A 25,891-nucleotide genomic window follows, 5' to 3' on the forward strand; every position below is an offset into this window, starting at 1 on the left:
TGAGGACCATCATGAAGATCAATCCACCACTTCTCGCGTTGGCAGCCGGAGCGTTCGGCATCGGCGTCACCGAATTCGCTCCGATGGGCCTGTTGCCCGTCATCGCCACCGGCCTTGGCGTCTCTATCCGTCAGCCGGCTTGCTGATCAGCGCCTATGCCATCGGGGTGATGCTGGGCGCGCCGCTGATGACGCTGACCACCGGGCGGCTGCCGCGGCGAACCCTGCTGATCGCGCTTGCCGCGATATTTACAGCGGGCAACCTGATTGCGGCGCTTTCCGGAAGCTATGGTATGCTGCTGTTCGCGCGGATCGTCACCTCGCTGAACCATGGCGCGTTCTTCGGCGTGGGATCGATCGTTGCGGCGAGCCTTGTCCCGCCGCAGCGGCAGGCCGGCGCGGTGGCTGCCATGTTCATGGGGCTGACGATCGCCAATGTGGTCGGCGTGCCGCTGGCGACCTGGGCTGGCGAAGTCATGGGATGGCGCTCGGCGTTCTGGGGTATTTCCGCACTCGGCTTGCTGACCATTGCGGCGCTGCGTCTGACTTTGCCGGATATGCCTGCACCGACGGACGGCGATGCCCGCTCCGAACTGCGGGTGCTGGTGCGCGGGCCGGTGCTGGCGGCACTGGGCCTGACCGTGGTTGGCGCAAGTGCGATGTTCACCGTCTTCACCTATATCACGCCGATCCTGCGCGAGCAGACCCATGGCTCGATCGGTTACGTGACGGCAATGCTCGTGGTCTACGGCGTGGGGTTGACCATCGGCAACTGGCTGGGCGGTCGCTTTGCCGATCGTTCGGTCGACAGGACCCTGATCGTGACGCTGGCGGCGCTGACGGCGATCCTCGTCGCCTTCGCCTTTGCCATGCCTTACGCGGGGCCGACGGCCGTGCTGATCTTCCTGTGGGGCATTGCCAGCTTCGCACTGGTGCCGCCGCTGCAGGTGCGTGTGATGAGTGCAGCGGCGGATGCCCCGAACCTGGCATCCTCGATGAACATCGGCGCTTTCAACCTCGGCAATGCCATCGGCGCGGCGCTGGGTGGCGGCGTGATCGCGGCGGGGCTGAGCTTGCCTTTTGTTGCAATCGCTGGAGCCGCAGCATCGGGAGTTGGTTTGCTCGCTGTGCTGATGACCTCTCGAAAGGCATCGTCAAACCATGTCGGGCTTACTGAAGAGCTCTGCAGTGAGATGAGTTGAGGAAGGCATGTTGAAAGCCGGGTAGCCGGGGTGCGATTTGGCGTTGCTCCCTCGACGGTGATCCCTTTGTATGTCATCGAGGGGGCGCCCCGAGGTCCTGAAACAGCGGCAAAATTGGATCGAGCCTACGTGACCCAGGTTAACGTGTCCGAACCGCAGCCCTATGACGTCGGCATGATAGACAATCTTTCGAGCTATAAGCGTCCAGTAGATCCGGGGCTGGATCGCAGCGGCAGCGCGACACTGCGCTTCCGCGCGCCTACAGCACCCGGTCGAGAAGGCCTTCTCTCGCCTTAAGGCGTTGCTAGGGACGATCAGCAAGCTCGTCGACATCTGCTGGCCTGCCGAATGTGCCAATTTCTTCAGCTCTTGCAGGTATGATCCAGGCTGATCGAAAACCGCTCTAGGGACATGCCCAAGATCTCGCTTGAACGGAGGCGCGTACGGGATCATCCTGTCCTTCGCTTCAACAAGCGAGGGAGGTATTTCGTGGCGCACCGTTTCGAGATCCGCAAGAACAAGGCCGGCGAGTTCGTCGCCTATTTCTGCTACAACGCCGAGACCATCTTCTGGACCGAGGGCTATTCGAGCAAGGCCTCGGCGAAGAACGCGATCGAGTCCATCCTCAAGAACGGCCCCGGTGCTGAGGTGGTCGATACCACCACTGGCTGAGGCGTTTCTGCCTTCTGCCGGTCAGGCTGCGGCGGCGAGGGAGTCCGACGTGTCATCCTCGCCGCGTTGCTGCAAGCGTGGCACCACGAAATGCCAAGCCAACAGGACCGGCTCCAGCAGGGCCATGCCCGCAAAGATGCCGAGCAGGCGCCAGGCGGCGGTCTGCATGTCGATGTGGGTGTAATCGTCGGGGCAAGCGCCGTCAGCACGGCGATCGAGAATTGCAGGCCGACGTAGTTGATCTTGTTGTCGCCGTTCTCGATGTGTCGACCCACGACAATGCCCACGCTTAGCCCTGCGACGAGCACGATCAGCGAACCGCCCGCCAGCAGGATCACCGCAGCCGAAACCGCGCCGCCCGCAATGCAGCCGATTGCGCGCTGGTAGAGGCGGCGGCTGACCGGGATCAGGCCGCTCTGGCCAATGCCCGCCACCGGCACGATCATCACCGCCATGATGGTGATCGCCGCCTGCGTCAGTTCGGGCATCTTGGTGAAGGCGTAGATCGCGGGCAGCAGGGCGAGCGCGATGCCGGTCTGCGCGGCGTGGCGCGCGGCAGTCGGGTTCCAGCGCATCCGGTCGGGGCGCGGCTTGCGGTTTTTCAACCACTCGTTGCCCTGCAGGAACGCGGCGATCAGGCTGACGATCGTACAGGCCACGGTGCCCGCGCCGACCTCGACCAGCCGCGTCCGCGCAAATTCGATGGTGTCGAGTGCGGGGTGCGAGAGCTTGTCGAGCAGGATGATCTCGAAGGTCAGGCCGAACAGGAACCAGGCATAGGCGCGGCGCCCGGTCAGCATGCCATAGAGGCCAACGCCGCCGATCACGCCCGCGCTCAGGCACGCGATCAGCACCGATTGCGCGGCCAGCGGCACCAGCACGAGTGCGAGCCCCGCGCCGATCAACGTGCCGACCATGCGCATCACACCGCGGCGGAGCGTCTCGGCAGTATCGCTCTTGAGCAGGATCAGCGCCGAAAGCGCTGCCCACGATACCATCCGCGCACCCGCCCAGTGCGCCAGCACAACGGCGAGCAGCACCGAGGCCACGCAGGCCAGTTCGTCGGCCATGCGCGGGCCGGGCGTGGCCAGCGAGCGGATTTCGCGCACAAGTCTGAGTCGCAGCGTGTCTTGCATCGCTAAGCCTATGGCGATGACGCGTGTGCGTTTAAAGATTACGCGAGTTGCAAACAGTGCAACTCAAATTGGCCTTTTCGCAGATGCAGCATAATCTATGTTGCATCTGCAATATAGGGGCGGCCCGCCGGGGCCTCAGCCCTTCTTTTGTCGCATCTTAGATAAGATGCGAACACAAATCCCCAAAAATCATCATTTTTCACTCGATCTGCTTTCGCATATCACGTTGTCGCGACGACAGGCACGTGACCTGCCCCCACCGAGTGGCCCGATTGGTTTTTTAGTGGATTAAGGCCATCGCCGCCATATCCGGACGGAGGTGGAGCGCAGCGGAACCGGAGGGCGGATATGGCGGTGTCGCTGTTTCTGGTTCCGGTGGTCGATAGCCCAGGCTGCTATGCGGGCGGACGGTGTTGTAATGCCGCCGCCAGGCTTCGATCAGGACCTTGGCCTCGGCGAGGCTGTAGAAGATCTCGCCGCCCGGCAGTTCGTCGCGAAGCGACCCATTGAAGCTTTCGGTATAGCCATTCTCCCATGGTGATCCCAGGGTGATGTAAAGCGTCTTCACACCGATCTGACCCAGCCATTTCTGCACCGCGGTCGCGATAAGTTCGCTGCCATTATCGGACTGTATATGTGCAGGCGGACCGCGCGAGATGAACAGGTCGGCCGGAGCCACCAGAACATCCTCGTGCTTGAGCTGACGGGCAACGATGAGCGCCAGGCATTCCCTGCTGGCCTCGTCAATGATCGTGAGGATACGGAACTTGCGGCCATCATGCGTCCGCCCCTCGACGAAATCGTAGGCCCAGGCATGTCCCGGATACTCAGGCCGCAGGCGGATGCATGATCCGTCGCCCTGCCATAGACGTCCCCGTTTTGGCTGGCGCTGCGGGACCTTGAGCCCTTCGCGCCGCCATATCCGCTCGACCCGCTTATGGTTTACCGTCCATCCCGCATGGCACAGCAACGCTGTCACCCGGCGGTCACCGTAACGACCATATTGCTTCGCCAAGGCGATGATGTCCTCTGTCAACGCCTGCTCGTCATCTGCCCCACGCGGCACCTTGCGCTGCGTAGATCGATGCTGCCCCAGTACCCGGCATATCCGTCGCTCGGATACCGCAAGCTCTCGTCGCACATGATCAATGCAGCGCCGCCGCCGCGCAGGGCTCAGAAGTTTAGCTGCGCTGGCCTTCGGCTCCCTTGGCGGCCTCCTGCAGGATCAGCATGTCCAGCGTCAGGTCCGAGATCGCCCGGCACAGCCGCTGCCTTTCCTTCTCCAGATCCTTCATCCGCCGTGCCTGGTCGGTCTTCAGCCCGCCATATTCCTTGCGCCAGCGATAATAGGTCTGCTCGCTGACACCGATCCGACGGCATGCCTCGGCTGTCGAGCCCTCTGCGCCAACACAATCTCAACTTCACGCAGCTTGCCGATGATCTCTTCCGGCTTGTGCTTCTTGAATGGCATCTGTCGTCCCTTTCGTGGTCCAGACTATCATAGTCTATGGGCCACCCAGCGGGGGCATATCAGCTAATGGGCCTACTTATTCAGTAAAACAGCCGGCTGCACAGGATGATGTAGCGATTGGCCTCACTGTTCGATGCAATAATGGTGTCGCTCCATACCTGTAGTGATCTTGCACAAACCGGCAATATCTTCGATAAATTGCCGCCCAATCGGCATTCTTCGGTCTTTTCGGAAAAGCTGTCTGGCTGTCGGATCGTGTGTCCTCTCCTTGAAGAGCGGCGGCGCGGCCGTGACTGGATGCCTGTTTTGCCCGATCTGATGTAGTTTCGGCTGGGTTTTATATAATAAAATATAGATAGGTGAGCGAAGTGGGTATACAGTATTTAAATATTTGACGTGTCATCGCCGCAATCGAAGTTCGGCTTTCCAACACATTCAATCACCTGCCAGGGGGCGGAGCATGGGATGCTTTCGGGCGTAACAACGCACCTCGGGCATGGCGAAAATTCAACATATACGAGAGACACGCGATGAAGTTGTCTATTCTTGCTGCGGGCGTGGCAGCGGTGGTCGCGAGTCCTGCTATAGCTGATGCTCTGCCCCCAACGTCTATCACGACATCTTCGGGAGCTACCCACACGGTGTATGGGACGATTGCGGCCGCAAACTCACCCGCGCCCGCATCTGGTGCGCCGCGTAATCAGGCTATGCTCTAACAATCATCAGGGACCATTCAGTTGGGGCGGTCATATTCGCAAGCGCTACTTGGGGGGAGCGCTTCTGGCAACGCGGCTGCTTCTCGACCACTTCCGGCGCCATCACCGATGACATTATCATGCGGTATCTCGAGCAACATACCTGCAAGGATGGCTTCAGGCCCGCCTCATGATTTACTGGCGTGAGCCGGTCAGCACTCACACCATAGCCTTGCCGACCGAGGCTCCCCCGTCGATGAACAGGGTCTGCCCGGTGATGAAGGCAGCGTCCTCGCTCATGAGGAAGGCGATTCCGGCGGCGATTTCATCGGGCTTGCCAAAGCGCCCCATCGGCACGCCGGACAGGTAGCGCTTCTCGCCCTCGGAGCCGGGCTGGTTGTTGGCGCGGAACAGTTCCGTCTCGGTGGGGCCGGGGGCCACGGCGTTGACGGTGATCCCGCTGGTCGCGAGTTCCAGCGCCCAGCTGCGCGTGAAGCTGATGAGCGCCAGCTTGGCGGCGGCATAGGCGGTACGTTCGGGCGCGCCGAGGACAGTCAGGCTCGAAATATTGACGACCCGGCCCCAGCGGCGTTCCTGCATGCCGGGAAGAATGGCCTGCACTGCCTGCACGGCGGGGTGGAGGTTGACGCGGAGCACCTCGTCCAGTGAGGCCAGTTCCACCTCGCCCAGCTTCTGGGGCAGAACCAGGCCGACATTGTTGACCACGCCGTCGAAGGCATAGGTTGCGGCAAGGTCGCGCAGTGTCGCCTCGGTGGCCTCGGTGTCGCCAAGATCGAGACGGACGAGCGTGCCGGGAAAAGCGTCCATGGCATGACGCGCGATGCCCACGACGTGGTGCCCGGCATCGGCAAGGCGGTGCGAGAGCGCAAGGCCGATGCCCTTGCTGGCGCCGGTGACAAGGAAGGTACGGGACATATCGGGCTCCTTGAGCGAATACCGGGAGGAAAAGGATACCCCGGACGCGAGAGGGCGAAGGGAACAAGGACAGGTTCGCTGGTCCGGGACATGAAGTTTCGCCCCTGAACGGGCGGGACGCGAATTTTCCGGTCCCGCCCCTGAGATCAGGCGGCGATGGCACTTGCCTTGCGCAGCGCGGGGAGCATGTCTTCGGGCTCGGGACGGAGGGTGTAGTCGGGGTTGACCTCGGCATAGAGGATCGTGCCGTCCTGGCCGATCACGAAGCGGGCGGGCATCGGCAGCGTCCAGCTGGGATCGCCGTTGAATACCGGCAGGTCGTTCTTGAGGCTCATGTAGAGATCGACCAGATAGTCGGGCAGTTCGAAGCGCAGACCGAAGGCGGCAGCGACGTCATTGCGTGTATCCGACAGGATCGGAAACGAGAGTTCGTTCTGGCGAACCGACTTGCGGCTGTTGGGTGCGGTCTGCGGCGAGATCGCAACGAGGCTGGCGCCAAGTTCGGCAAACTGCGGCAAGGCCGCCTCAAGCGCTTGAAGCTCCATGTTGCAGTACGGACACCACACACCGCGATAGAAGCTGACCACCAGCGGCCCCTTTTCCAGCAGCTGGACAGAGGAAATCGGGGTGCCATCGGGATCATTGAGGGTGAAGGCGGGCGCCTTGTCTCCGGCCTTGAGCGCGCGGGCGGCCGCGCCAGAGGCGATCAGTTCGGCAGTGGCGCGGCGCATCGTCGCGATCACTTCGGGCGGCACGCTGTAAGGCGGCTTTCCGGCTTCGAAATCGGCCTTGAAGGCATCGAGTTTGGCTTGCAGTGTCATGATACAGGGTCTTTCTTGCTAGGGTTGGTGGAAGGGTTCTGTCGCGCCGCGCGCGGCCATGGCAGCCGCGGCGGGCGGCTAGGCATCATTCCGCTGCGGAATGTTCGAAGGCGCTGCGGCGCTTCGGATAGTCGGTGTAGCCATGGGCGCCCCCGCCGTAGAAAGTGCTGCGATCATAGGCGTTGAGCGGGGTGCCCTCGCGCAGTCGCTCGGGCAGGTCAGGGTTGGCGATGAAGGCGCGTCCGAAGGCCACCGCATCGGCATCGCCTGCCTCCAGGATCGCCTCGGCGCCCGGTCCATCGAACCCGCCGGCTACGATGATCGTGCCGCGGAACGCGGTGCGAAGGTGGCGAGCGGCAATCGGCTCGGCCTCGGCGATCAGTTCGGTGCCGCGAATGCGCGGTTCGACGACATGGAGATAGGCGATCCCCAGCGCATCGAGCCGCTCCGCCACATACCCGAAGGTCGCAGCCGGATTGCTGTCGTGCATCGAACCATACGTGCCGCTGGGGCTAAGTCGTACCCCCACCCGGTTGGCGCCGAACACCCCGATCGCTGCCTCGGTCGCTTCCAGCAGAAAGCGTGCGCGGTTTTCGATCGGTCCTCCGTAATCGTCGGTGCGCTGATTGGTGCCGTCCTGCAGGAACTGATCGGGCAGGTAGCCGTTGGCGCCGTGGATCTCGATACCGTCGAACCCGGCGGCCTTTGCCCGCGCCGCGCCCTCGCCGAAGCGGGCGATGATGGCGGGAATTTCGTCCCTCTCAAGCGCGCGCGGCATCGAGAAGGGAACCTCGCCGTCCGGTCCATAGGCATGGCCCTGCGCGGGGATCGCGGACGGCGCCACCGGAGCCTTGCCGCCCGGCTGCAGCGATACATGTGACTGGCGCCCGACATGCCACAGTTGCATGACGATCCGCCCACCCTTGGCATGGACCGCTGCGGTCACGCGGCGCCAGCCTTCGATCTGCGTATCGTCGTAGATGCCGGGTGCGCCGGCATAGCCGTAGCCTTCGCGCATCACCGGCGTCGCTTCCGAAACGATCAACCCGCCCTGGCTGGCGCGCTGAGTATAGTATTCAACCATAAGGTCGCTCGGCAGGTCGCCGGGATCGGACCGCATGCGGGTCAGCGGGGCCATGATCACACGGTGGCCAAGTTCCAGCGCACCGGCCCGCAAGGGTGTGAAAAGTTTGGACATGGAGGTTCTCCTTGGGGATGTCGAAACGCCGCTCAGTCCTGTGGAACCAGCGCTTCCGTGCGGACGATGGCGCGCTGCACGGCAGGGCGGCTTTCGATCGCGGCGTACCAGCGGGCCACATGGGGCGTCTGGTCGAAGTCGATGCCGGGAAAAGCGCGGCGCCACAGCCAGCCGAAGTGCGCGATGTCGGCGATGGTGAAGCTGTCTCCGGCGACGAAAGGCCGTTCCGCCAGAACCGCATCGAGCAGGCTCAGCGTGCGGTGCGCCTCAGCCGAGAAGCGCTCGATCGCGATCGGCTGCGGCTCGGCAGCGAAACGCAGGAAGAAGCCAGCCTGTCCGAACGCGGGGCTGAGGGCAGAGGCGTGGAAGAACAACTGTTCGAACACACGGGCGCGGCCTTGCGCGTCGGCGGGGATAAGTCTGCCGCTCCGTTCGGCCAGATGGACGAGGATGGCGGCGGATTCGGTGAGGACGAAACCATCGTCCACCAGCACCGGCACCTTGCCGTTGGGGTTGAGCGCAAGGAAGGCGTCGGCCTTCTGCTCGCCCTTGCGGACGTTGACGGGGTGCAGCGTGTAGTCGAGGCCGAGTTCCTCGAGCGCGATGGGAACCTTGACGCTGTTGGGCGTCGCAAAAGCATAGACGTCGATCATGGACGATGTCCTTTGGGCGCGGCGCGCAGGCGCCGGATGACAGGAGCGGCAGCGATCATCAGCGCGCCGATCGCGTTGCCGGTGTCGAGAAACACCACCGCGCCATCGAACAGCGATGGGATGCGGTGCAGGCGGGATAGACAGGCGAGCATGACGGCAGCCCTTTGGCGAATAACCTGCCCCGGACCGTCCGAAGCAGCAGGCTCCAGATGCCTCGGCGGTGCTGGACATGGCAGATGGCATGCGGCAATAGGCTTCATTCCAATCGGGAATGAGGGGCGCCGCGATGGACCGCTTTCAGGCGATGACGACTTTCGTGCGGGTGGTGGATACCGGATCGTTTTCCGCTGCTGCGCGCCAGCTGAACGTCGGACAGCCCGCCGTGTCCAAGACCGTCGCCGCGCTGGAAGACCGCCTGCAGGTCCGCCTCCTGATCCGCTCGACGCACGGCCTGACGCCCACCGAGGCGGGGGTACGCTTCTACGAACGCGCGAAGGCTGCCGTCGCCGAAGCAGACGAGGCCGAACTGGCCGCGCGCGGTGCCGGATCGGGGCTGGCGGGAACGCTGCGCGTTTCGGCGGCAACTACCTTTGCACGCATCCATATCGTGCCGTTGCTCCCGCGCTTCCTGGAGATGCATCCCGATCTGGCAGTGGACGTGATCCTCGATGACCGGGTGATCGATCTGGTGGCGGAAGGGGTAGACGTATCGTTGCGCATGGGGGCACTGCCCGATTCCTCCGCGGTCGCGCGCAAGCTGGCAACCGGCGCGCGCTCGGTGCTCGCCACGCCCGCCTACCTTGCCCGCGCCGGCACACCGACCAGCCCCGCCCAGCTCGCCGAGCACCAGGCCGTGGTCTACAGCCAGCTCGCCAATAGCTGGAGCTTTACGCGTGCGGGCGCACAAGTCTCGGTTTCGGTGAGCGGCAGGGTTCGCCTCAGCGCCGCAGAGGGGCTGCGTGTGGCGGTGTTGGCGGACATGGGACTGACGATCGCGTCGGACTGGATGTTCTCGCCCGAGCTGGAAAGCGGCGCGGTGGTCAGGGTGTTGGAGGATTGGTCGCTGCCCCGGCTGGATCTGTGGGCAGTGTTCCCGAGCGGGCGGATGGCGAGTGCGAAGGCGCGGGCCTTTGCCGAATTCGTGCAGGTGGAGATGAACGCGGGGCAGTCGGCAAACGAAGGGCATTCCATTGAGGCATAAGCGCTATCGCCACACGGCTTCCTCCGCAATTTAAGGGAATGGCCTAGCTGGGGGGCACGCCGACCGATCACGGTGCGGCCCCAACCGAGGAGCCTTCTCATGTCCCGCTTTGAAACCTACCGCGATGCCTTCCCCCATGCCCGCCTGACCCGCAAGGACAATGGCGTTCTCGAAGTCTCCCTGCACAGCGATGGCGGCAAGCTGATCTTCGATGGCCATGCCCACGAGGAATTCGTCGACCTGTTCCATGCCATCGGCGAGGACCGCGACAACCGCGTGGTCATCCTGACCGGCAGCGGCGATGCGTTCATGGATACGATCAGCCCCGAGGGCTTCGATTTCTTCACTCCCACCGGATACGACAAGATCCTGCGCGAAGGGCGCAAGGTGCTCTCCAACCTGCTAGACATCGAAGTGCCGATGATCACCGCGCTCAATGGCCCGGTGCGGCTGCACAGCGAATATGCGCTGCTCACCGACGTGATCCTCGCCACGCCCGAAACGGTGTTTCAGGACAAGCCGCACTTCGATTTCGGCATCGTTCCGGGCGATGGCGTGCACCTGCTGTGGCCCGACGTGCTCGGCTCGATCCGCGTGCGCTATTTCCTGCTCACCCGCCAGGAACTGGACGCGCAGACCGCGAAGGACTGGGGCGTGGTCAACGAGATCGTACCCGCCGATCGTCTGCTGGCCCGTGCCCACGAAATCGCCGATGGTCTCGCTGCGCTGCCCCCGCTGACCAGCCGCTACACCCGTATCGCGCTGACCCAGCGCCTGCGTCGCCTGATCGACGAAGGCACCGGCTATGGCCTCGCGCTCGAAGGCATTAGCGCCGCCCAGGTCGCCCGTTCGATGGGCGCTACCTGATCATACCTGAGCTGCATGGACATTCCACGACGCCACGGTTGCGCGCGTGGTTTCGCAGTAGATCATGCTGGCGATTTTGCGCAGACCTGTCTCAAGAGTGCCGCCAACCTCTATGATGCGGCCCTGCTTGATCTGTGTCTGCCGGGAGGTGGCGGGCATGATCTGCTAACCCGTTGGCGCGCAAGCAGGTGTGACATGCCTGTGCTCATCATGACTGCACAGGGCGGATGGAGCGACAAGGCGTCCGGATTCGAGGCGGGCGCTGACGATTACATCGTGAAACCGTTTCTGGCGCGGGAGCTGGAGTTCCGGTTGCCCGCACAGATCCGCCGCGCCAAGGGCACCGGTCGCGCGCGCGATGTATGCGGGCGGTTGGGGTAAGATCCGGGATCGGGCGAGTTCGACCTCGACGGTGCCTATCTCGACCTGACGGCGTTCGAATGGCGTATTCTCACGGCACTGATGCATCGCAAGGGACGGCTTGTGCCCCGTGATGAACTTCTGGGCAGCATCTACGAAGAGGGTAGCGAGCCTTCGCATGGATCATTGGAGGTCACGATCGGGCGGCTTCGTCAGAAGATCGGGCGAGACCTGATCCGGACTGTGCGAGGACGCGGCTATGGCCTCGGGGGCGGAACCGGCATGATCCGGCTGCTTGGTTCTCTGCAGGGGCGTTTCCTGCTTATCTCGCTGGTGAGCGGGCTGGGCGCACTGGCCATCGCCGGATGGGCGATCGGTGAGGTGATCCGCGATGTGGTGATGGACGGGGCAGAGGAAATCTTCGCTGCACGGCAGGATCGTCTTCAGAACGCGGTTGATGTCTCGGGTGTGTTTCATCCCGACCGTGTCATGTTCCTTCGTGAATTTTCGGAAGATCCCGGCGTCTGGGGCTGGGGCGTGAAGACGCCTCGCGGTGTCTGGCGCGGTGGTATGACACGGGTGAAGGTGCTGGAAATGGCGCGTTCGGGGTCGGAAGGCGGCGGTCATCTTCAGCTTGCGCGAGGGCAGACACCCAGCGGGCGCTCGGTCCATATCCGCATGTGGGGCGGGGCCAGTCACAAGGGCCAGTCGTTGGCGATCCTGTTGATCGGTTCCGACGCCCATTTCCAGAATCCGTTCGAGAGATCACGCGCCCGTTTATGGGTGGCGCTCGGGATTTTCGCGATGTGCCTGATCGCGCTTGTCGCGGTCCAGTTACGCTATGGATTTGCCCCCGTCCGCACGCTCAGGCGGGATATGTCGGACGTGCGTGCCGGGCGCATCCGATTATCATCACTGGCACCGAGGATACCAAGGCCACGCCGTGGAACGAAAAATGTGTGCCGGTCTGGGAAACGGCCGGTGCCCGCGTCGTCCGACCTGCCGAAAGGCTGGATCCGGACCTGATTTTCCCGATTGGAGCTCAGCAGCGTCTTTCGACGAAAATTGAGGAGTATCTCGCCCAAGGTGGAAATATCACATTCCTGACTTTTCAGGGCGTCGATCACATGGGATCGGCTCGTAAATTCTTCTATATCGAGGCAGTCCGCAAGTGGCTGTTCGACCAACGACTGGGCGTGTAGTCGCGAGCAACCGCTTGCGACTACGTGGATTTTCGAGAAATTTCATCCCCATCGCGCTGTCCGGCGAGATGGGGCAACTGCACGCAAAAGTGTGCCGGCACTTGCCCTGTTGAACGCCAATGTATTCCCTATAGGTCTGGCAGAGGTTTCTTATGTCAAAGCCATGATTTATATGAATAATTTTGTTATCGTGCGGTTTTAATTACGCGCCATTCTCAGGAAGATTGCTGATAGAATCGATCTTTAGGGAATTTCGCAGGTGAGGCTGGTTTCGTCGGCCAGTCTTGATGCTGCGCAGGTTGTTCAGCGGCCCCGCCTCTGCGCAACGAAGCCCACCTGACTGGAAAATGCTCTAGCTGGAGCCGCGCCCCTCTTCGTGAACGACCTGATACACTTTCATGGCGCCCAATCGTGGATCGTGCAGGGGCTTGAGCCATGCGGGCACGTTTCCAGCGGATAGCTGCGCCATCATTCCGTCTGGAGCCGCCTTGCTGTAAAGTTGCGGCTCCGAGATGCCGGGGCAATACAGCACGTAATCACTGCGATAGGCTTGTACGATCTTGTAGGCTTCCTGCGGACGTCCCATCCAGAACCGAATGACGTCGTTCATGGCGATCTTGTTGCGATGATGGCTACTGGCCACGACTGTCACGTCCGTAGAAAACAGCAGGGCTGGCCCGATATCCAGCGGAGCCAGCACGTTTCGACCTGAATGCAGGCCGTCAATAACGGCGCCGATCTGTTCCAGTCGACGGGGCAAAAGGCATGCCTCTTCCCGTTGTGAAAGGATATTGTCCTGTTCTGCAGTGCTTTTCTTCACAAGGGACGACCAATTAAAGAAAATGGCCGGGGCAACGAGCGACAGGGTCGCGACAGTGGCTATAATTCGCGCAGGAGGGGATGCAATTTTCCGGGCCCGTATCAACAGGCTGTTTACAGCAAAGGACGCCGGAGGAATTGTCACGATCGTCGCGACACAGGACGCCCGCTCGACGAGCATGGATATCCCGACGGCAAGGCCCATGAGCGCCATGTACATGGCGCAGTTACCACGATGTTCCGGATAGGTGCGCCACAACAAGACCAGGCCCAAAATGCCGACCGGCAACAGCGCCAGCATTTTTTCGACTACCTGAGCGGACTGGTCCCAGATGGGAAGGCCCTCTGCAACGTGTTCATACCAATAACGGTGAACGAGCGGCGGCAGATCGTTAAAGGCTCCAGTCACGCATTGCGGTGCAGGGGCCGCAAGAATGACCGCGCAAACACAGGCCGTTGCAGCCAGCCCCAGAAAGCATGCAAGCGGGCCGGTCGCGATTTTCCGTGTCAGGGATGTTCCCAGCGCTGCGGCTGCGAATGTCGCCAGATGAAAGGCAGACAGAGAGTCGCACCATACCTCGAAGCCTTGCGGAAGGCGTGTCGCCATCCACAGGGCACCGGCTGTCAATGCAAGGGCCCATGTGGCGCTTTCCATGCGCAAGCCGTCGCGATCTCCCTCGCGCTGGAAGACCCATCCCAGCCCCAGTGCCATGATCGTCCCGACGACCATCGGCAGACCTTCCATCGATATGACAAGCCAGGTTGCCGCGCTCGCGCCCAGAAGCCAGCCGCCGCGTCGGCTATCCGCCGAAAAGGCCCCGACCATCATCAAGCCGGCGCAAACCGCCTGCCAGGCATGATGATCCACTCGGTAGAATTGGAATTGGGGAACGACCGTACCGGCCAGAAGGGTCATCACGCAGGCGATCAGGGCCTCGCGCCGCCCGAAAAGGCTGTCGACAAGGCGTGCGAGCACCATGATGAGCAGCAATAGCGTCAGCATCGGCACTATGGCCGCTGCGAAGATTTCCGCTTTGGCTTCCCCCATCCAGGGGCGCAGGATTTCGATGAAAAACGCAATCGGCAGATCGACCAGGCGCGACCAGTGCATCGGCACGCCGCTGGGAACGTTCATGCGATACTGCGAGACATCGAACCAGCCTTGTCCATTCACCCAGTCTCGGACTTCAACCATGCGCAGCAGATCGTCAGGGTCGGGAAATCGCAGATCGGCGATCTGTTTCCATGACGCGAGAGCAAGAGCGATTACGCTCCCGATCCAGACGGGCAGGACAACCTTGAGAAACAGGCCGGATCGATCTCGCGCAGAAGGTGAACTGCCTTCCGCTTTCGGCAAAAAGGTCAAATTTATCCCTTTGCTCAAATTGTGTTCGTCATCGGACGAAATACGACATGCTTGCGAAGCCACCACGTCGCTTGAAAGCTGAGGGCAATCGCCAGCAGTTTTGCTGTTCTTGGATCCCAGCCTGCTTGTGTGCAGGCCCATATCGTGCCGACTGTGATGCCCAGGCCGACCAATGCCGAGCCGGCAAAGCCTAAGCGCTGGCGTCTGCGTTTTTCGCCTCTGGGCGCAAGCCGGTCTTTGAAAACGACCTGGCTGGAGCCGATCCAGTGCCCTAAAAGTCCAGCCAGATAACCGATGGCGCCTGCGACGGTGGAAGGTATCGTCAGCCAAAGCAGGGCCAGAAAGCTTGCCGTATCTACGGCAAGCGCCCCGACGCTGATAATCACGTAGCGAAAATAGCCCGCTCGCAGGATCCGCCATGACGAAACTGTCATAGCCGAAGGCTCCCGACCGAAATCATGGCGGATCGGATTCACTTTTCAGGCTGCCCGGATGATCTGCGATGGCACCATGCGGTGCGATTGCAACGCGGCGGCGCGGTCGGCGCCGATGGGCGAACGGCTTTCCTCTCGCGTCATGCTCTCAAGACGGAGGCGCTGCCCTTCGTTGCCGCTTTCATGATACTCGGCGTCTTCGTTGACATTCCAGACGTTATGGATGCGTTTGCCCGCCACGATGTTCTCCACCGTCAGAATGGCGGTCATCATCGCGTGATCCTGGTTGTTGTAGCGATGCATGCCGTTGCGACCGATCATGTGCAGGGTGGGATATCGGCCTTCCAATTCGTCGCGCATGGCTGCCACGTTGTCCGAATAGCTATCGTCATAGACCGGATAGGCCTTTTCCTGCCGCACGACACACCCGCCGACCACGCTAGCGGGATCGACGAGCCCGAGTATATTCATTTCGGCTTTTGCCAGCTCGATCAGATCCTCATCGGAGGATGACCACAGGCCATCTCCTTCGAAGCAGAAATACTCAAGGCCCACACAGGCCATTGCAGGGTCCGGCACCATTTCGGGGGACCAGCTGCGAAAGTTCTGGATACGGCCGACCTTGACCTTGGAATCGTGGATATAGATCCAGTTGTCGGGAAACAGATCGTCCGAACGGATCATCAGGGCAACTGTCAGGAAGTCTCTGTATTTGAGATGCGATGCTTCCATGGTCGTTTCCGGCAAGGGGTGAAGGCGAGAAGCCAGTTCACGCATCGGTGCCGAACTGATGACGTGCCTGGCATGGATCAGCGCTTCGCTGCCGTCTTTGCGGCTTGTCGTAACGCACCAGTTCCCCGCCGCGTCTTGCGCCAGCTGCTTCAATGAATGCCCCATCAGGACGTCGTTGCCGCCTTCCAGAACATGGTCGCGGGCGGCGTCCCACATCATGCCCGGCCCAAGACGGGGGTAGCGGAATGTTTCCAGAAGGGTCTTCGCCTGCCCGTTCATCCCGTCGTTGGTGCGTCGGTTGAGGCCCAGGGAGCGTTTCAATCCATCCAGCACTGCCTTGCCAAGGCTCAACCCCTTGATTCGTTGAGCCGCCCAATCCGCCGACATTTCATCGCACGGCATGCCCCAGACTTTTTCAGTGTAGGTCTTGAAGAAGATGGAATAGAGCTTCCAGCCGAACTGACTGGCTGTCCAGTCCTCAAAGCTGCGAATAGTCTTTCTGGGAAAGATTTGCGCCTTGGCGTAGCTCAACATGCAAAGGGTCGAGCGCCAGACACCCAGGTTCCAAAGAGCCTCGAAAGCCCGCAAGGGATAGCTGTAGAACTTTCCTTCGTAATAGATTCTGCTCATGCGGGGGCGCTGGATAAAGTCATCGGGCAAGATCTCGTTCCAGAGATCCACGACTTCCTGACTTTTTGAGAAAAACCTGTGGCCGCCGATGTCGAAACGAAACCCCTCGTGTTCGACGGTCCGGCTTATGCCGCCCACATAGCGTTCATCGCGCTCGATAACGGTTACGCGATATCCCAGTTTCGTGAGCTTGTAGGCAGCCGTCAGGCCTGCAGGGCCGGCTCCGATAATCGCAACATCGACAGGATTCTGAAAATCCGAATTCATAACGCCCCCAGACAATCGACGGATCCGATCTTGGCGATTTATCCTTAAATAATGCCTAATTCGAAAGGCGAGGGCGCGTACGGGATTTCCTTTTCGGCAGTGATTTCAAGGATGACATGATGGGTGCGCCTGCGGCGTGCGCCATCTGCTATGCCGATTGCGATCAAGCATCGACATAAGTCGATACGATGCGTCCGACTTTGAGAGTTGGGGGCATGGGCGGGTGCCGAACCGCAAAGGCTCCCGCATGCATTTTTCAGACGGGCTACCAGATGTTCCTTATTCGGGATCGTTCAGCATACGGGTGACGAGTTGCAGCCAGTCTTCGAGCAAGGCGCGGAAGTATTCGGGGCGATCAAACAATACAGTCTGCACACCCATGCCGCGCAACAGCGACATCGTAAGGCGCACAGCACTGTCCAACTTGCGGTCTTCCACATCGCTGCCGCGGTTGAGGATATAGAAGCAGTCGTCCACCTGCTGGTGAAAGCGCTCCGTCACCGGGGTCAGCGCGTCGCGCAGTTCGTGGTCGGTGCGCGAGGCGACGATAAGCTCGATCGTGACCGCAAAAAGCTGACCTGAGAAATACCGGTCCCACAAGTGGCGAAACACCGTTGCCGGGTCGGAGTGGCGTTCGCGGATGCGCTCGGTCTGCGCGCGCAGGTCCAGGATCAGCGCGTCGAGCATATGCGTCATCGCGGCCTGAAACAGCAGGCTCTTGGTCGGGAAGTGATGCCCTTGCGCGCCGCGCGATACGCCAGCGCGTGCCACGATGCGATCCATTGTGGCGCCCGTGCATCCCAGTTCTGCAATGCATTCCACCGTGGCATCCAGCAGCTTGCGGCGAGTTGCCAGGCTGCGCGACTGCTGCGGCGCGGGTGAAGATGCGACGGGAGTTTGCGTTGCGGATGATATGCGGGACGGTTCCATCCTGCTCTCCCGTGGCTTTGCGGATATATCGGTCATCGTTGGCGACATGGGTCGCAGAACTGTGTCTCAATGGCAACGCTTGATTGCGTTTATACCCAAAAATCAATCTCGTCAGCCTGCTCATGAACTGGTCCAATCAGACTGATATTGGCTGTTCGATGGCATTTGCTTGCGACATCTCGCTCTCCGGCGATATATTTGCAAAACAAAACCGATCTGATGAGACTGTTTTGCGCTGGACAGCGCATGACGAATCTGTAACACCGTCAAAAGCAGTCTGACCAGACTGTAAATGAGGTTCAAGGGGATAAGCATGACGGGGAAAACCATGCGCCGGTTCGGCGTCGCACTCTCGCTGCTGCTCGGGACGGTGAGCACGGCAGCCATGGCACAAACGGCGACGGACACCGCGCCGCCGGCGGACGCGGCGGGCGGCGACATCGTCGTTACTGCGCAGAAGCGCGCCGAAACGGTGAACACCGTGCCGCTGGCCGTCACCGCTGTCGGGCCGGAGCAGCTCAAGGCCGCCAACGTTACCGACGTGAAGGGCCTGACCGCCGTGGTCCCCGGCCTGCAGATCCAGACCGTGGGCGTCGACAGCTTCGTGGGTGTCGCCATTCGCGGCATCTCCAACCGCAGCTATTCGCCCGCTGCGAACTCGGCGATCTCGACTTATGTCGATGGCGGCTATGTCGATCTGCCGGTCGGCTTTTCGGAAAGCCTCTATGACCTTGCACGCGTGGAAGTGCTGCGCGGTCCGCAGGGCACGCTCTACGGCCGCAGCGCCACCGGCGGCAACATCAACATCCTGACGGCCGATCCCGAGAACAAGTTCGATGCCTCGGCCGATGCATCGTATGGCAGCTTCAACGACGTCGCCACGCATGCGATGGTCAACGTTCCCGTGACCGACACGCTCTCTATCCGCGCGGCGGGAATGATGCACCGCAGCGACGGCATGTTCGACACGCAGGGCACCACCTCGCGCAACTATGGCGCGGCGGACAGCTTCGGCGGTCGTCTGACGGCGCTGTGGAAGCCGTCGAGCCGCTTCAAGTGGCGCCTCCAGCTGGACCAGTACGACAACAAGGGCACGCCCGGCCTCTCGGTGCTGACCGGTGCCGATGCCAAGCCCGTCAACGGCCTTTCGCCCTACAAGCAGCCGGTCTACAGCGATCCGGAACCCTACAACAAGATCATCAGCACCGCCGTGCGCTCGCGCATGGACTGGGATGCGACAGATGACCTGTCGATCAGCTATGTCGGCACCTATCAGGATATCCGCGCGGCCTATCGCTGGGTGACGACGGGTGATGCCGATGCGCCGGACAATCCCGGCTGGCAGCAGGCCTCGGCCTATAACTCGAAGGCCACCTTCCACGAGATCGATGCGTCCTATTCCAAGGGCCGTTTCAAGAACGTGATGGGCGGATCGTTCTTCTACGAGAAGATCAAGGATCCGGGCAGCGCCGCCGTCTATGCCGCGATCGATTACGTCTATTACTCGCCCAAGGGTGCCGACATCACCAAGCGTAGCTGGGGCGTGTTCGATCAGGCTTCGTACGAAATCCTGGATCACCTGACGCTGACCGGCGGCGTGCGCTATTCCAAGGACTATCAGGCCCAGGGCGCCTCGCTCACCTATTCCTGCGCGCTCAGCGCCTATCCGGTGACGAACTTCTCGCAGGTCTACAACCTCACCGCGACCACGCCGGGATGCTACGGCGCCTCGACCGGAGCTTCGGGTTCGGGCAGCTGGGACAAGGTGACGTGGAAGGCCGGTCTGGATTACCAGATGACGCCGACGACGCTGATCTACGCCTCGGCGATCAGCGGCTACAAGCCGGGCGGTGTCCAGCCTGCCGCGCCCGACGGTGTGTCCAAGACCTACAACCCCGAAGATGTCGTCAGCTACGAAGCCGGTGTGAAGACCCGTCTGCTGGACGACAAGCTGACTTTGCGGGCGGCGGCTTTCTGGGTGGACTACACCAATCTGCAGGTGTTCCAGGTGGCCTCGACCACGTCGGGCGTCAGCCTCGTCACCTTCAATGCCGCCAAGGCGCGCAGCCGCGGTGTCGAGCTGGAAACCACCTGGGAAATCAGCCCGGTCGATCACTTCAGCGGCTTCATCAACTACCTCGACGCCACGTACACCCAGTACACCAACGGCATCGACGGTCGTGACAGCAGCGTGATCCCCAGCCTGACCGGATATCAGCTTCCGCAGGCGCCGCACTGGCAGATGCGCGGGCAGTATTCGCATGACTTCCTGCTGGGCAACGGCGGCAAGATCACGCCGATGGCGGCGGTCTATTTCCAGACCGAGAGCTTCACCGAGGCCAACAACGTCAGCTGGTATCGCGTCGCGCCCTACACCAAGACGACGCTGACCCTCACCTGGACCGATCCCACCGACAAGTGGCAGGTCTCGGCCTTCGTCGACAACCTTGAGAACAACAAGGTCCGCACCGGCGACTGGGCAAGCTCGGGCGAGGTCTATTCCGACTTTGCACCGCCGCGCACCTGGGGCCTGCGCGCGTCTTGGCATTACTGAGACCCACCCTTGGCCGGGGCCGCTTTTCCGTAGCGGCTCCGGCCCCCTTTCGATATCCTGACGGGAGCGCCCGAGATGATCCGCAAACTGTCCCTGACTCTGCTCGCGGCGACCACGCTTTGCGCAGGCGCATCGGTTGAAGCTGCTCCGAAGGCGCCGACCGTGAAAGTTCAGCAGGGTGTTCTGTCGGGCACCGTCGATCAGGGTATCACCAGTTTCAAGGGCATTCCCTATGCCGCGCCGCCGGTCGGGCCGCTGCGCTGGCGCGCACCGCAGGCCCCGGCGCACTGGCAGGGCGTGCGCCGCGCCGACAGGTTCGGCTTCATCTGTACCCAGCCCGATATTCCCGGCGGCCCCGGCCTGCCGCAGAGCGAAGACTGCCTGACGCTCAACGTCTGGAAGCCATCGGCACCCGCAAAGGGGAAGCGCCCGGTGATGCTGTGGATCCACGGCGGCGGCAGCTTCATGGGGGCGGGCTCCGACCCGCTCTATGACGGCAGCGCACTGGCGCGCGAAGGCGTGGTGGTGGTGTCGATCAACTACCGCCTCGGTGCGCTGGGATACTTCGTGCATCCGGCGCTGAGCGGGGCTGCTGCGGACGTGAAGGCGGATGGCGGGATGCTTGCCAATTACGGCCTGATGGACCAGCTTGCCGCGATGCGCTGGGTGAAGCGCAATATCGCCGCGTTCGGTGGCGATCCCGCCAATGTGACGATTTTCGGGGAATCCGCAGGCGGCTGCTATGTCGATATGTGGATGACCTCGCCCGTGGCGCGCGGGCTCTTTGCCAGGGCGATCACCGAATCCTGCCCCGGCTTCATCGAGAGCCGCACCATGGCCGAAGGCACGCAGCGCGGCGAGGCGCTGGCCAGGGCGCTCGGCGTCGAGGGTGCGGGGCCTGAGGCGCTCGCTCGCCTGCGCGCGCTCCCCGCCGCAGACTTCGTGACCAGGGCGGCGATCAAGGGCACCTATCCTTTCATAGATGGGAAGATTGTGCCCGAAGATCCGTTCCGGGCAGCGCAGGCAGGCCATGCCGCACGCGTGCCGTGGCTGATCGGCTCGAACAGCTTCGATGCCAGCTATCTGCCCTATTTCGGTGTCGATATCTCCAAGCCGCTGGCCGCGTATACGCCCGCCGACCAGTCGCGCATTCTGGCGGCCTACACGCCGCCCGGTGCCGATGATGTGGCGAAGCACCGCGCACCGATGGCGTTCCTTTCCGACATGGTGATGGGCGCGAGCGACCGCTTGTTCGCGACGCAGGCTGCGGCTGTCGGCGCGCCGACGTGGATCTACAGTTTCCGCTACGAAGGTTCCGCCACAAAGCCGGATTCGCTGGGCGTTCCGCATGGCGGCGAACTGCCATACGTTTTCGGCAATGCCGGACAGGGCATCGCGCTGGTGAGCGCAAAGGATCATGCGGTGTCGTCCGAGGTGCGCCGCGTCTGGACCGACTTCGCCAAAGGCCGCCTGCCGCTCGCGCAATCGTGGAGCAGCGCGCGTCGGACGCTGGTGTTCGGCACCGATGGCACACTTTCCACGCCGCAGGACTACCACCGCGCCCGGCTCGATCTGGCGACACCTTTCGCGCGCGACAATGCGGGGCGATGGGACCCGTGAGCCCGACCGGCCCCACTCCGAACACTTTGAATATCAAGACGAATGGAATTGACGACGTGACTGTTTCTCCTGCCGCCCCCGGCGACGAATACGCGCAGAGCCTGGAGGCGCGCGGGATGCCCGCATTGCCTGCCGCGCCCGCGCGCGACCGGGGCGAAGGACCGTTCGAGCGGCTGGTGCTGCGCGGCGCCACGGTGATCGACGGCACCGGCGCGCCGCCGTGGGGGCCGGTGGATATCGTCGTCGAGAACGGACGGATTACCGGGCTGCACGCGGTGGGCGTCCCCGGCCGCGCGATCAATCCCGAGCGTCGTCCGGGCGCGGGAACGCGCGAGATCGACTGCCACGGCAAGTTCGTGACGCCGGGCTTCGTCGATGCCCATGCCCATATCGGCTGGCCCGCCCATGCTGCGCGCGGCGCCCAGCCTCGGGCAGACTACATCTACAAACTGTGGCTGGCACACGGCGTCACCACCGTTCGCGAGATGGGCTCGATCAACGGCCTTGGCTGGTCGCTGTCGGAAAAGGCGCGCGCGGCAAGCCACGAGATCGCGGCGCCGCGCCTGCTGGTCCATGCCTATTTCCCCGCCGTCAACGACATGCTCAAGACCATCCATTCGCCGCAGCAGGCGCGCGAATGGGTGCAGGGCATCGCGGCACGCGGCGCGGACGGCATCAAGTTCTTCGGCGGCGCACCCAGCCTGATGCGCAGCGCGATCGAGGAAGCGAACGCGCTGGGTCTGCGCACCGGCTGTCACCATGCCCAGCAGGCAGTGGGGCGCGCTAATGCCATGACCACGGCGAAGTGGGGCCTCACCAGCGCCGAGCATTTCTATGGCCTGCCCGAAGCGCTGTTCGACGACCGCCTGCTTCAGGCCTACCCGGCGGACTACAACTACGCCGATGAATATATGCGCTTTTCCGAGGCGGGGTTCGGCTTCCACCTTGCCGCGCAGCCGGGCTCGGATCACTGGAACAAGGTGCTCGACCAGTTCCTTGAACTGGATTTCACGTTTGTGCCGACGCTGGGCATCTACGACGCCAACCGCGACCTGATGCGCGCGCGCCGGGCAGACTGGCATGACGAATACACATGGCCCGGCCTGTGGGATTCCTTCCAGCCCGATCGCGGCGCCCATGGCGCGCACTGGTTCCGCTGGTCGACGGCGGACGAGATCCGCTGGAAGCAGAATTACCAGCTGTGGATGGCCTTCATCAACGCCTACAAGAATCGCGGCGGCCGCGTGGCTGCGGGCAGCGACAGCGGTTTCATCTTCCAGACTTATGGCTTCGGGTTCGTGCGTGAACTGGAAATGCTGCAGGAGGCGGGCTTCCATCCGCTCGAAGTGCTGCGCGCGGCGACCAGTCAGGGTGCCGACCTCATGGGGCTGGGCGACGAGATCGGCGTGATCGACGTGGGGCGTGTGGCCGACCTGCTGGTGCATGACGTCAATCCGCTGGCCGACTTCAAGCAGCTCTACGGCACTGGCGCGATGCGTCTGGATGACGAGAACGGCGGCGGCACCGTGTGGCAGCGCGCGCTGCGCTACACGATCCGCGAAGGGCTGGTCTACGACGTGGCCGAACTGCTGGCAGACGTGCGCGACATGGTGGCGCAGGAACGCGAAAGGCTGGCGGCGCAGTGATCGAGGGGCTCCCGCGCGCGCCGATCGGCTCCGATCCGATCGAGGTGGTGCTGGTGACGGGCTTCCTCGGCACCGGCAAGACCAGCCTGATCCGCGCGGCGCTGGAAAGCGTCGATACCGCGCGTACCGGGGTGATCGTCAACGAAGCGGGGGATACCGATTTCGACGGTATCCAGATCGCCGAGGCGACCGGCGGCATGTCGGCCATCCGCATGCTGGGCAACGGTTGCCTGTGCTGCGAGGCGCAAGACGATCTGGCCGAGGCGATCCGTGCGCTGGTAGCGCGCCATCTCGACCTGACCGGCCTGCCCAGCGAGCGGATCATCGTCGAGGCGAGCGGCCTTGCGCGTCCGGGCCGCCTGCTGCGCCAGTTCCAGCAACTGCGCGAGCTTCCCTTGCGCGTGCGGGTGGTGGCGACCGTCGATGCCATGCTCATCGCCGATCCCGAACGCCATGGCGAGATCGCCGCGCAGTGGGCTGCGGCGGGAACGCTCGTGCTGACGCGGGGCGACATGGCCGCCGATGGCGGTGCGCGCGCGATGGCGATGGCGCAGGCGATCAATCCGCTGGCCGTCGTGGTGACACAAGGATCGCAGGCCGAGCGTGCCGCCGCGCTGTTCGAGGCAGGCGGCCCGACGATCCCTGCCTTGTCCGACGCACCGGAAACGGCCCCTTCATCATCCGGTCATGGCCGCGTCCGCGCGGTCACCTTGAGGCAACGTCCCGGCGTCAGCTGGGATGCGTGCGCGGAATGGCTCGACAACCTCGGTGGAATCGGGGGCGAGCGGGTTCTTCGGGTCAAGGGACTGGTCAGCCCGGTCGGCAGCGACCGCAGCTGGCTGGTGCAGGCCGTGGGCACGACATTCGCCGTGCCCACGGCCATCCCTCGCACCCCGCACGGACACATGGTGGTGATCGGCGAGGAAATCGACGCGGCGTTTCTTGCCGAAATCGAGCCGCAAGGTCTGTTCGACCTGCCCGATTCCGATCATTCTCACGACCATCACGCAAACCACCCCCTCCACTATACGGACGCTGCGCATGCCTGATCTTTCCGCCGCTTCCGGCCAGCCGGAGTCTGCCCAACTGCAATCCAGCCTGTCCGCAAGGCTGGATGCCATGCGCTTCGGGCGGTTCCACCGCCGTCTGCTGTTGATCGGCGGCTCGGGCTACACCTTCGATGCGATGGACGTGGCGATCATCGGCTTCGTGTTGCCCGTCGTCACCCAGCGCTGGGGCCTGACCGGAACGGAAGCAGGGATCGTCGCCGGATCGGGCGCGATCGGCGGGATCGTCGGCGCGCTGGCTGCGGGGCGGCTTGGCGATGTGTTCGGGCGCCGTCTGGTCATGATGTGGGCCTTGGCGATCTATGCCGTCGCCACACTGGTGAGCGCGCTGGCCGCCAATTTCGACCAGTTTCTCATCGCCCGGATCATCGCCGGGATCGGCACATCGGCAGAGAGCGTGATCATTGCCCCGTTCCTTTCCGAATTTGCGCCATCGCGTCTGCGCGGGCGGTTCACCGGGGCATTGACCGGCTTTTTCTCCTTTGGATTCATCGCCGCTGCCATGCTGGGATGGGCCTTGGTGCCGGTGGGCGCGGAGGCATGGCGCTGGGCTTTGGGGCTGACCGCGCTGCCTATCGTCCTGCTGCTGTGGTGGCGCCGAGGCTTGCCGGAATCGCCGCGCTGGCTCGAAGGCAAGGGGCGTTATGCCGAAGCCGAGGCCATCGTGGATAAAGTCGAGGCCGAGTGCGGATCGATGGCGCCGGTGTCGATTGCCGGATCAATGATGGAGCGCCAAGGCGCCGTGCCGGAAAAAGCCGGGCTTGCCCTGCTGTTGCAGGCGCCCTGGCGGCGCCACCTTGCGGTCGCTTTCGTGCTCTGGGCAGTGATGGGTTGCTGTTACTATGCCTTCATGACCTGGATTCCGGGCCTGCTGATCGCGCGTGGTCTGACCATGTCCAAGAGTTTCGGCTTCACGATTGCCATCTACGCGGCACAGGTGCCCGGCTATTTCTCCGCCGCATGGGCCAACGATCGGTTCGGGCGGCGCGAAGTGATCGCCGGTTATCTGGGGCTCGGCGCGTTGGGCGCGCTGTTCCTTGCCAATGTCCAGACACCGACCGGACTGCTTTGGGCAAGCATAGCCCTCTCTTTCGCGCTGAACGGTGTCTACGCGGGGCTCTACGCCTATACACCGGAACTGTTCCCGACCGCGATTCGGGCGACCGCGCAAGGCATCGCCACGGCGACCTCGCGCGTCGGTGCGATGGTGTCGCCCGTGCTGGTCGGCGCGCTCTATCCGGTGCTGGGTTTTACCGGGGTGTTCGTGGCGGCGCTGGTGCTGCTTGCGACCGGCGCCTTGACCGCGTTGCTGGCAGGGCCGAGAACCAGCGGCCAGTCCCTGAGTTAACGCATCCCTGAGTTAACCAGACCTTGAGCCAGGCCCGCGTCAGGAGGTAAGCTTGTGCGCATCGC

20 protein-coding genes and 5 pseudogenes are annotated in these 25,891 nt (G+C 62.8%); 14 read left to right on the forward strand and 11 right to left on the reverse strand.

What is annotated here, in order from left to right:
- Positions 1-11 precede the first annotated feature (11 nt).
- The 3 genes and pseudogenes from CI805_RS17000 (at position 12) to CI805_RS17010 (ending at position 1,873) form a co-directional block, all read left to right on the forward strand.
- Positions 12-1,201 (forward strand): annotated as a pseudogene (locus CI805_RS17000) (MFS transporter).
- 123 nt (positions 1,202-1,324) lie between these two features.
- Positions 1,325-1,592: pseudogene (locus CI805_RS17005) on the forward strand (IS630 family transposase); the annotation flags it as partial.
- Between the two features lie 98 nt (positions 1,593-1,690).
- Positions 1,691-1,873, forward strand: a complete 183-nt coding sequence (locus CI805_RS17010; RefSeq protein WP_260929453.1) for a YegP family protein — start codon at positions 1,691-1,693, stop codon at positions 1,871-1,873.
- 692 nt (positions 1,874-2,565) lie between these two features.
- On the opposite strand, the pseudogene CI805_RS17015 reads toward CI805_RS17010, so the two are convergent.
- From CI805_RS17015 to CI805_RS17045, 7 genes and pseudogenes are all read right to left on the reverse strand, one after another.
- A pseudogene (locus tag CI805_RS17015) lies at positions 2,566-3,009 on the reverse strand (FUSC family protein); the annotation flags it as partial.
- A gap of 280 nt (positions 3,010-3,289) precedes the next feature.
- Positions 3,290-4,480: pseudogene (locus CI805_RS17020) on the reverse strand (IS3 family transposase).
- Between the two features lie 914 nt (positions 4,481-5,394).
- On the reverse strand, positions 5,395-6,111 hold the full coding sequence (locus CI805_RS17025; RefSeq protein ID WP_260929454.1) for an SDR family oxidoreductase: 717 nt from the start codon (positions 6,109-6,111) through the stop codon (positions 5,395-5,397).
- A gap of 146 nt (positions 6,112-6,257) precedes the next feature.
- Positions 6,258-6,932, reverse strand: a complete 675-nt coding sequence (locus tag CI805_RS17030) for a peroxiredoxin-like family protein (protein WP_260929455.1) — start codon at positions 6,930-6,932, stop codon at positions 6,258-6,260.
- Positions 6,933-7,017: 85 nt separating this feature from the next.
- A complete protein-coding gene (locus CI805_RS17035) occupies positions 7,018-8,130 on the reverse strand; it encodes an alkene reductase (protein ID WP_260929457.1) in 1,113 nt (370 codons plus the stop codon).
- Positions 8,131-8,162: 32 nt separating this feature from the next.
- Entirely contained in the window at positions 8,163-8,783 is a 621-nt protein-coding gene (locus tag CI805_RS17040; RefSeq protein ID WP_260929458.1) for a glutathione S-transferase family protein, read from the reverse strand.
- Positions 8,780-8,935: a hypothetical protein gene (locus CI805_RS17045; RefSeq protein ID WP_260929459.1), complete on the reverse strand. Its 156-nt coding sequence runs from the start codon at positions 8,933-8,935 to the stop codon at positions 8,780-8,782. Before CI805_RS17045 ends, CI805_RS17040 begins: the two co-directional genes overlap by 4 nt.
- A gap of 134 nt (positions 8,936-9,069) precedes the next feature.
- Between CI805_RS17045 and CI805_RS17050 the strand changes: the two genes are divergently transcribed.
- The 5 genes and pseudogenes from CI805_RS17050 (at position 9,070) to CI805_RS17065 (ending at position 12,237) form a co-directional block, all read left to right on the forward strand.
- A complete protein-coding gene (locus tag CI805_RS17050; RefSeq protein ID WP_260929460.1) occupies positions 9,070-9,984 on the forward strand; it encodes a LysR family transcriptional regulator in 915 nt (304 codons plus the stop codon).
- A gap of 99 nt (positions 9,985-10,083) precedes the next feature.
- Positions 10,084-10,851, forward strand: a complete 768-nt coding sequence (locus CI805_RS17055; RefSeq protein ID WP_260929461.1) for an enoyl-CoA hydratase/isomerase family protein — start codon at positions 10,084-10,086, stop codon at positions 10,849-10,851.
- A 15-nt stretch (positions 10,852-10,866) separates the two neighbouring features.
- Entirely contained in the window at positions 10,867-11,232 is a 366-nt protein-coding gene (locus CI805_RS17060; RefSeq protein WP_260929462.1) for a response regulator, read from the forward strand.
- 45 nt (positions 11,233-11,277) lie between these two features.
- Positions 11,278-11,463: pseudogene (locus CI805_RS21200) on the forward strand (winged helix-turn-helix domain-containing protein); the annotation flags it as partial.
- A 30-nt stretch (positions 11,464-11,493) separates the two neighbouring features.
- Entirely contained in the window at positions 11,494-12,237 is a 744-nt protein-coding gene (locus CI805_RS17065) for a hypothetical protein (RefSeq protein ID WP_260929463.1), read from the forward strand.
- Between the two features lie 528 nt (positions 12,238-12,765).
- Here the strand turns inward: CI805_RS17065 and CI805_RS17070 are convergent.
- The 4 genes from CI805_RS17070 to CI805_RS17085 form a co-directional block, all read right to left on the reverse strand.
- The gene (locus tag CI805_RS17070) at positions 12,766-14,598 is read right to left on the reverse strand and encodes a hypothetical protein (RefSeq protein ID WP_260929465.1); all 1,833 of its coding nucleotides are present in this window, start codon (positions 14,596-14,598) and stop codon (positions 12,766-12,768) included.
- A 14-nt stretch (positions 14,599-14,612) separates the two neighbouring features.
- Positions 14,613-15,032: a GtrA family protein gene (locus CI805_RS17075; protein WP_260929467.1), complete on the reverse strand. Its 420-nt coding sequence runs from the start codon at positions 15,030-15,032 to the stop codon at positions 14,613-14,615.
- Positions 15,033-15,077: 45 nt separating this feature from the next.
- Positions 15,078-16,661: an NAD(P)/FAD-dependent oxidoreductase gene (locus CI805_RS17080; RefSeq protein WP_260929468.1), complete on the reverse strand. Its 1,584-nt coding sequence runs from the start codon at positions 16,659-16,661 to the stop codon at positions 15,078-15,080.
- A 279-nt stretch (positions 16,662-16,940) separates the two neighbouring features.
- Positions 16,941-17,639, reverse strand: coding sequence for a TetR/AcrR family transcriptional regulator (locus CI805_RS17085; RefSeq protein WP_313958595.1), 699 nt, complete (start codon positions 17,637-17,639; stop codon positions 16,941-16,943).
- Between the two features lie 74 nt (positions 17,640-17,713).
- Here CI805_RS17085 and CI805_RS17090 point away from each other — a divergent pair, with 74 nt between their 5' ends.
- From CI805_RS17090 to CI805_RS17115, 6 genes are all read left to right on the forward strand, one after another.
- Complete coding sequence (locus CI805_RS17090) at positions 17,714-17,872, forward strand: hypothetical protein (protein ID WP_260929470.1); 159 nt, start codon at positions 17,714-17,716, stop codon at positions 17,870-17,872.
- Between the two features lie 32 nt (positions 17,873-17,904).
- A complete protein-coding gene (locus CI805_RS17095; protein ID WP_260929471.1) occupies positions 17,905-20,145 on the forward strand; it encodes a TonB-dependent receptor in 2,241 nt (746 codons plus the stop codon).
- A 75-nt stretch (positions 20,146-20,220) separates the two neighbouring features.
- Positions 20,221-21,765 carry a carboxylesterase/lipase family protein gene (locus tag CI805_RS17100; RefSeq protein WP_260929472.1) on the forward strand — a complete coding sequence of 515 codons (1,545 nt, stop codon included), beginning with the start codon at positions 20,221-20,223 and terminating at the stop codon, positions 21,763-21,765.
- Between the two features lie 56 nt (positions 21,766-21,821).
- A complete protein-coding gene (locus CI805_RS17105) occupies positions 21,822-23,411 on the forward strand; it encodes an amidohydrolase family protein (RefSeq protein ID WP_260929473.1) in 1,590 nt (529 codons plus the stop codon).
- Entirely contained in the window at positions 23,408-24,460 is a 1,053-nt protein-coding gene (locus tag CI805_RS17110) for a CobW family GTP-binding protein (RefSeq protein ID WP_260929474.1), read from the forward strand. Before CI805_RS17105 ends, CI805_RS17110 begins: the two co-directional genes overlap by 4 nt.
- A complete protein-coding gene (locus CI805_RS17115; protein ID WP_260929475.1) occupies positions 24,453-25,826 on the forward strand; it encodes an MFS transporter in 1,374 nt (457 codons plus the stop codon). Before CI805_RS17110 ends, CI805_RS17115 begins: the two co-directional genes overlap by 8 nt.
- Positions 25,827-25,891 lie beyond the last annotated feature (65 nt).

The sequence above is a fragment of the Novosphingobium sp. 9 genome (assembly GCF_025340265.1).
GTDB lineage: Bacteria > Pseudomonadota > Alphaproteobacteria > Sphingomonadales > Sphingomonadaceae > Novosphingobium.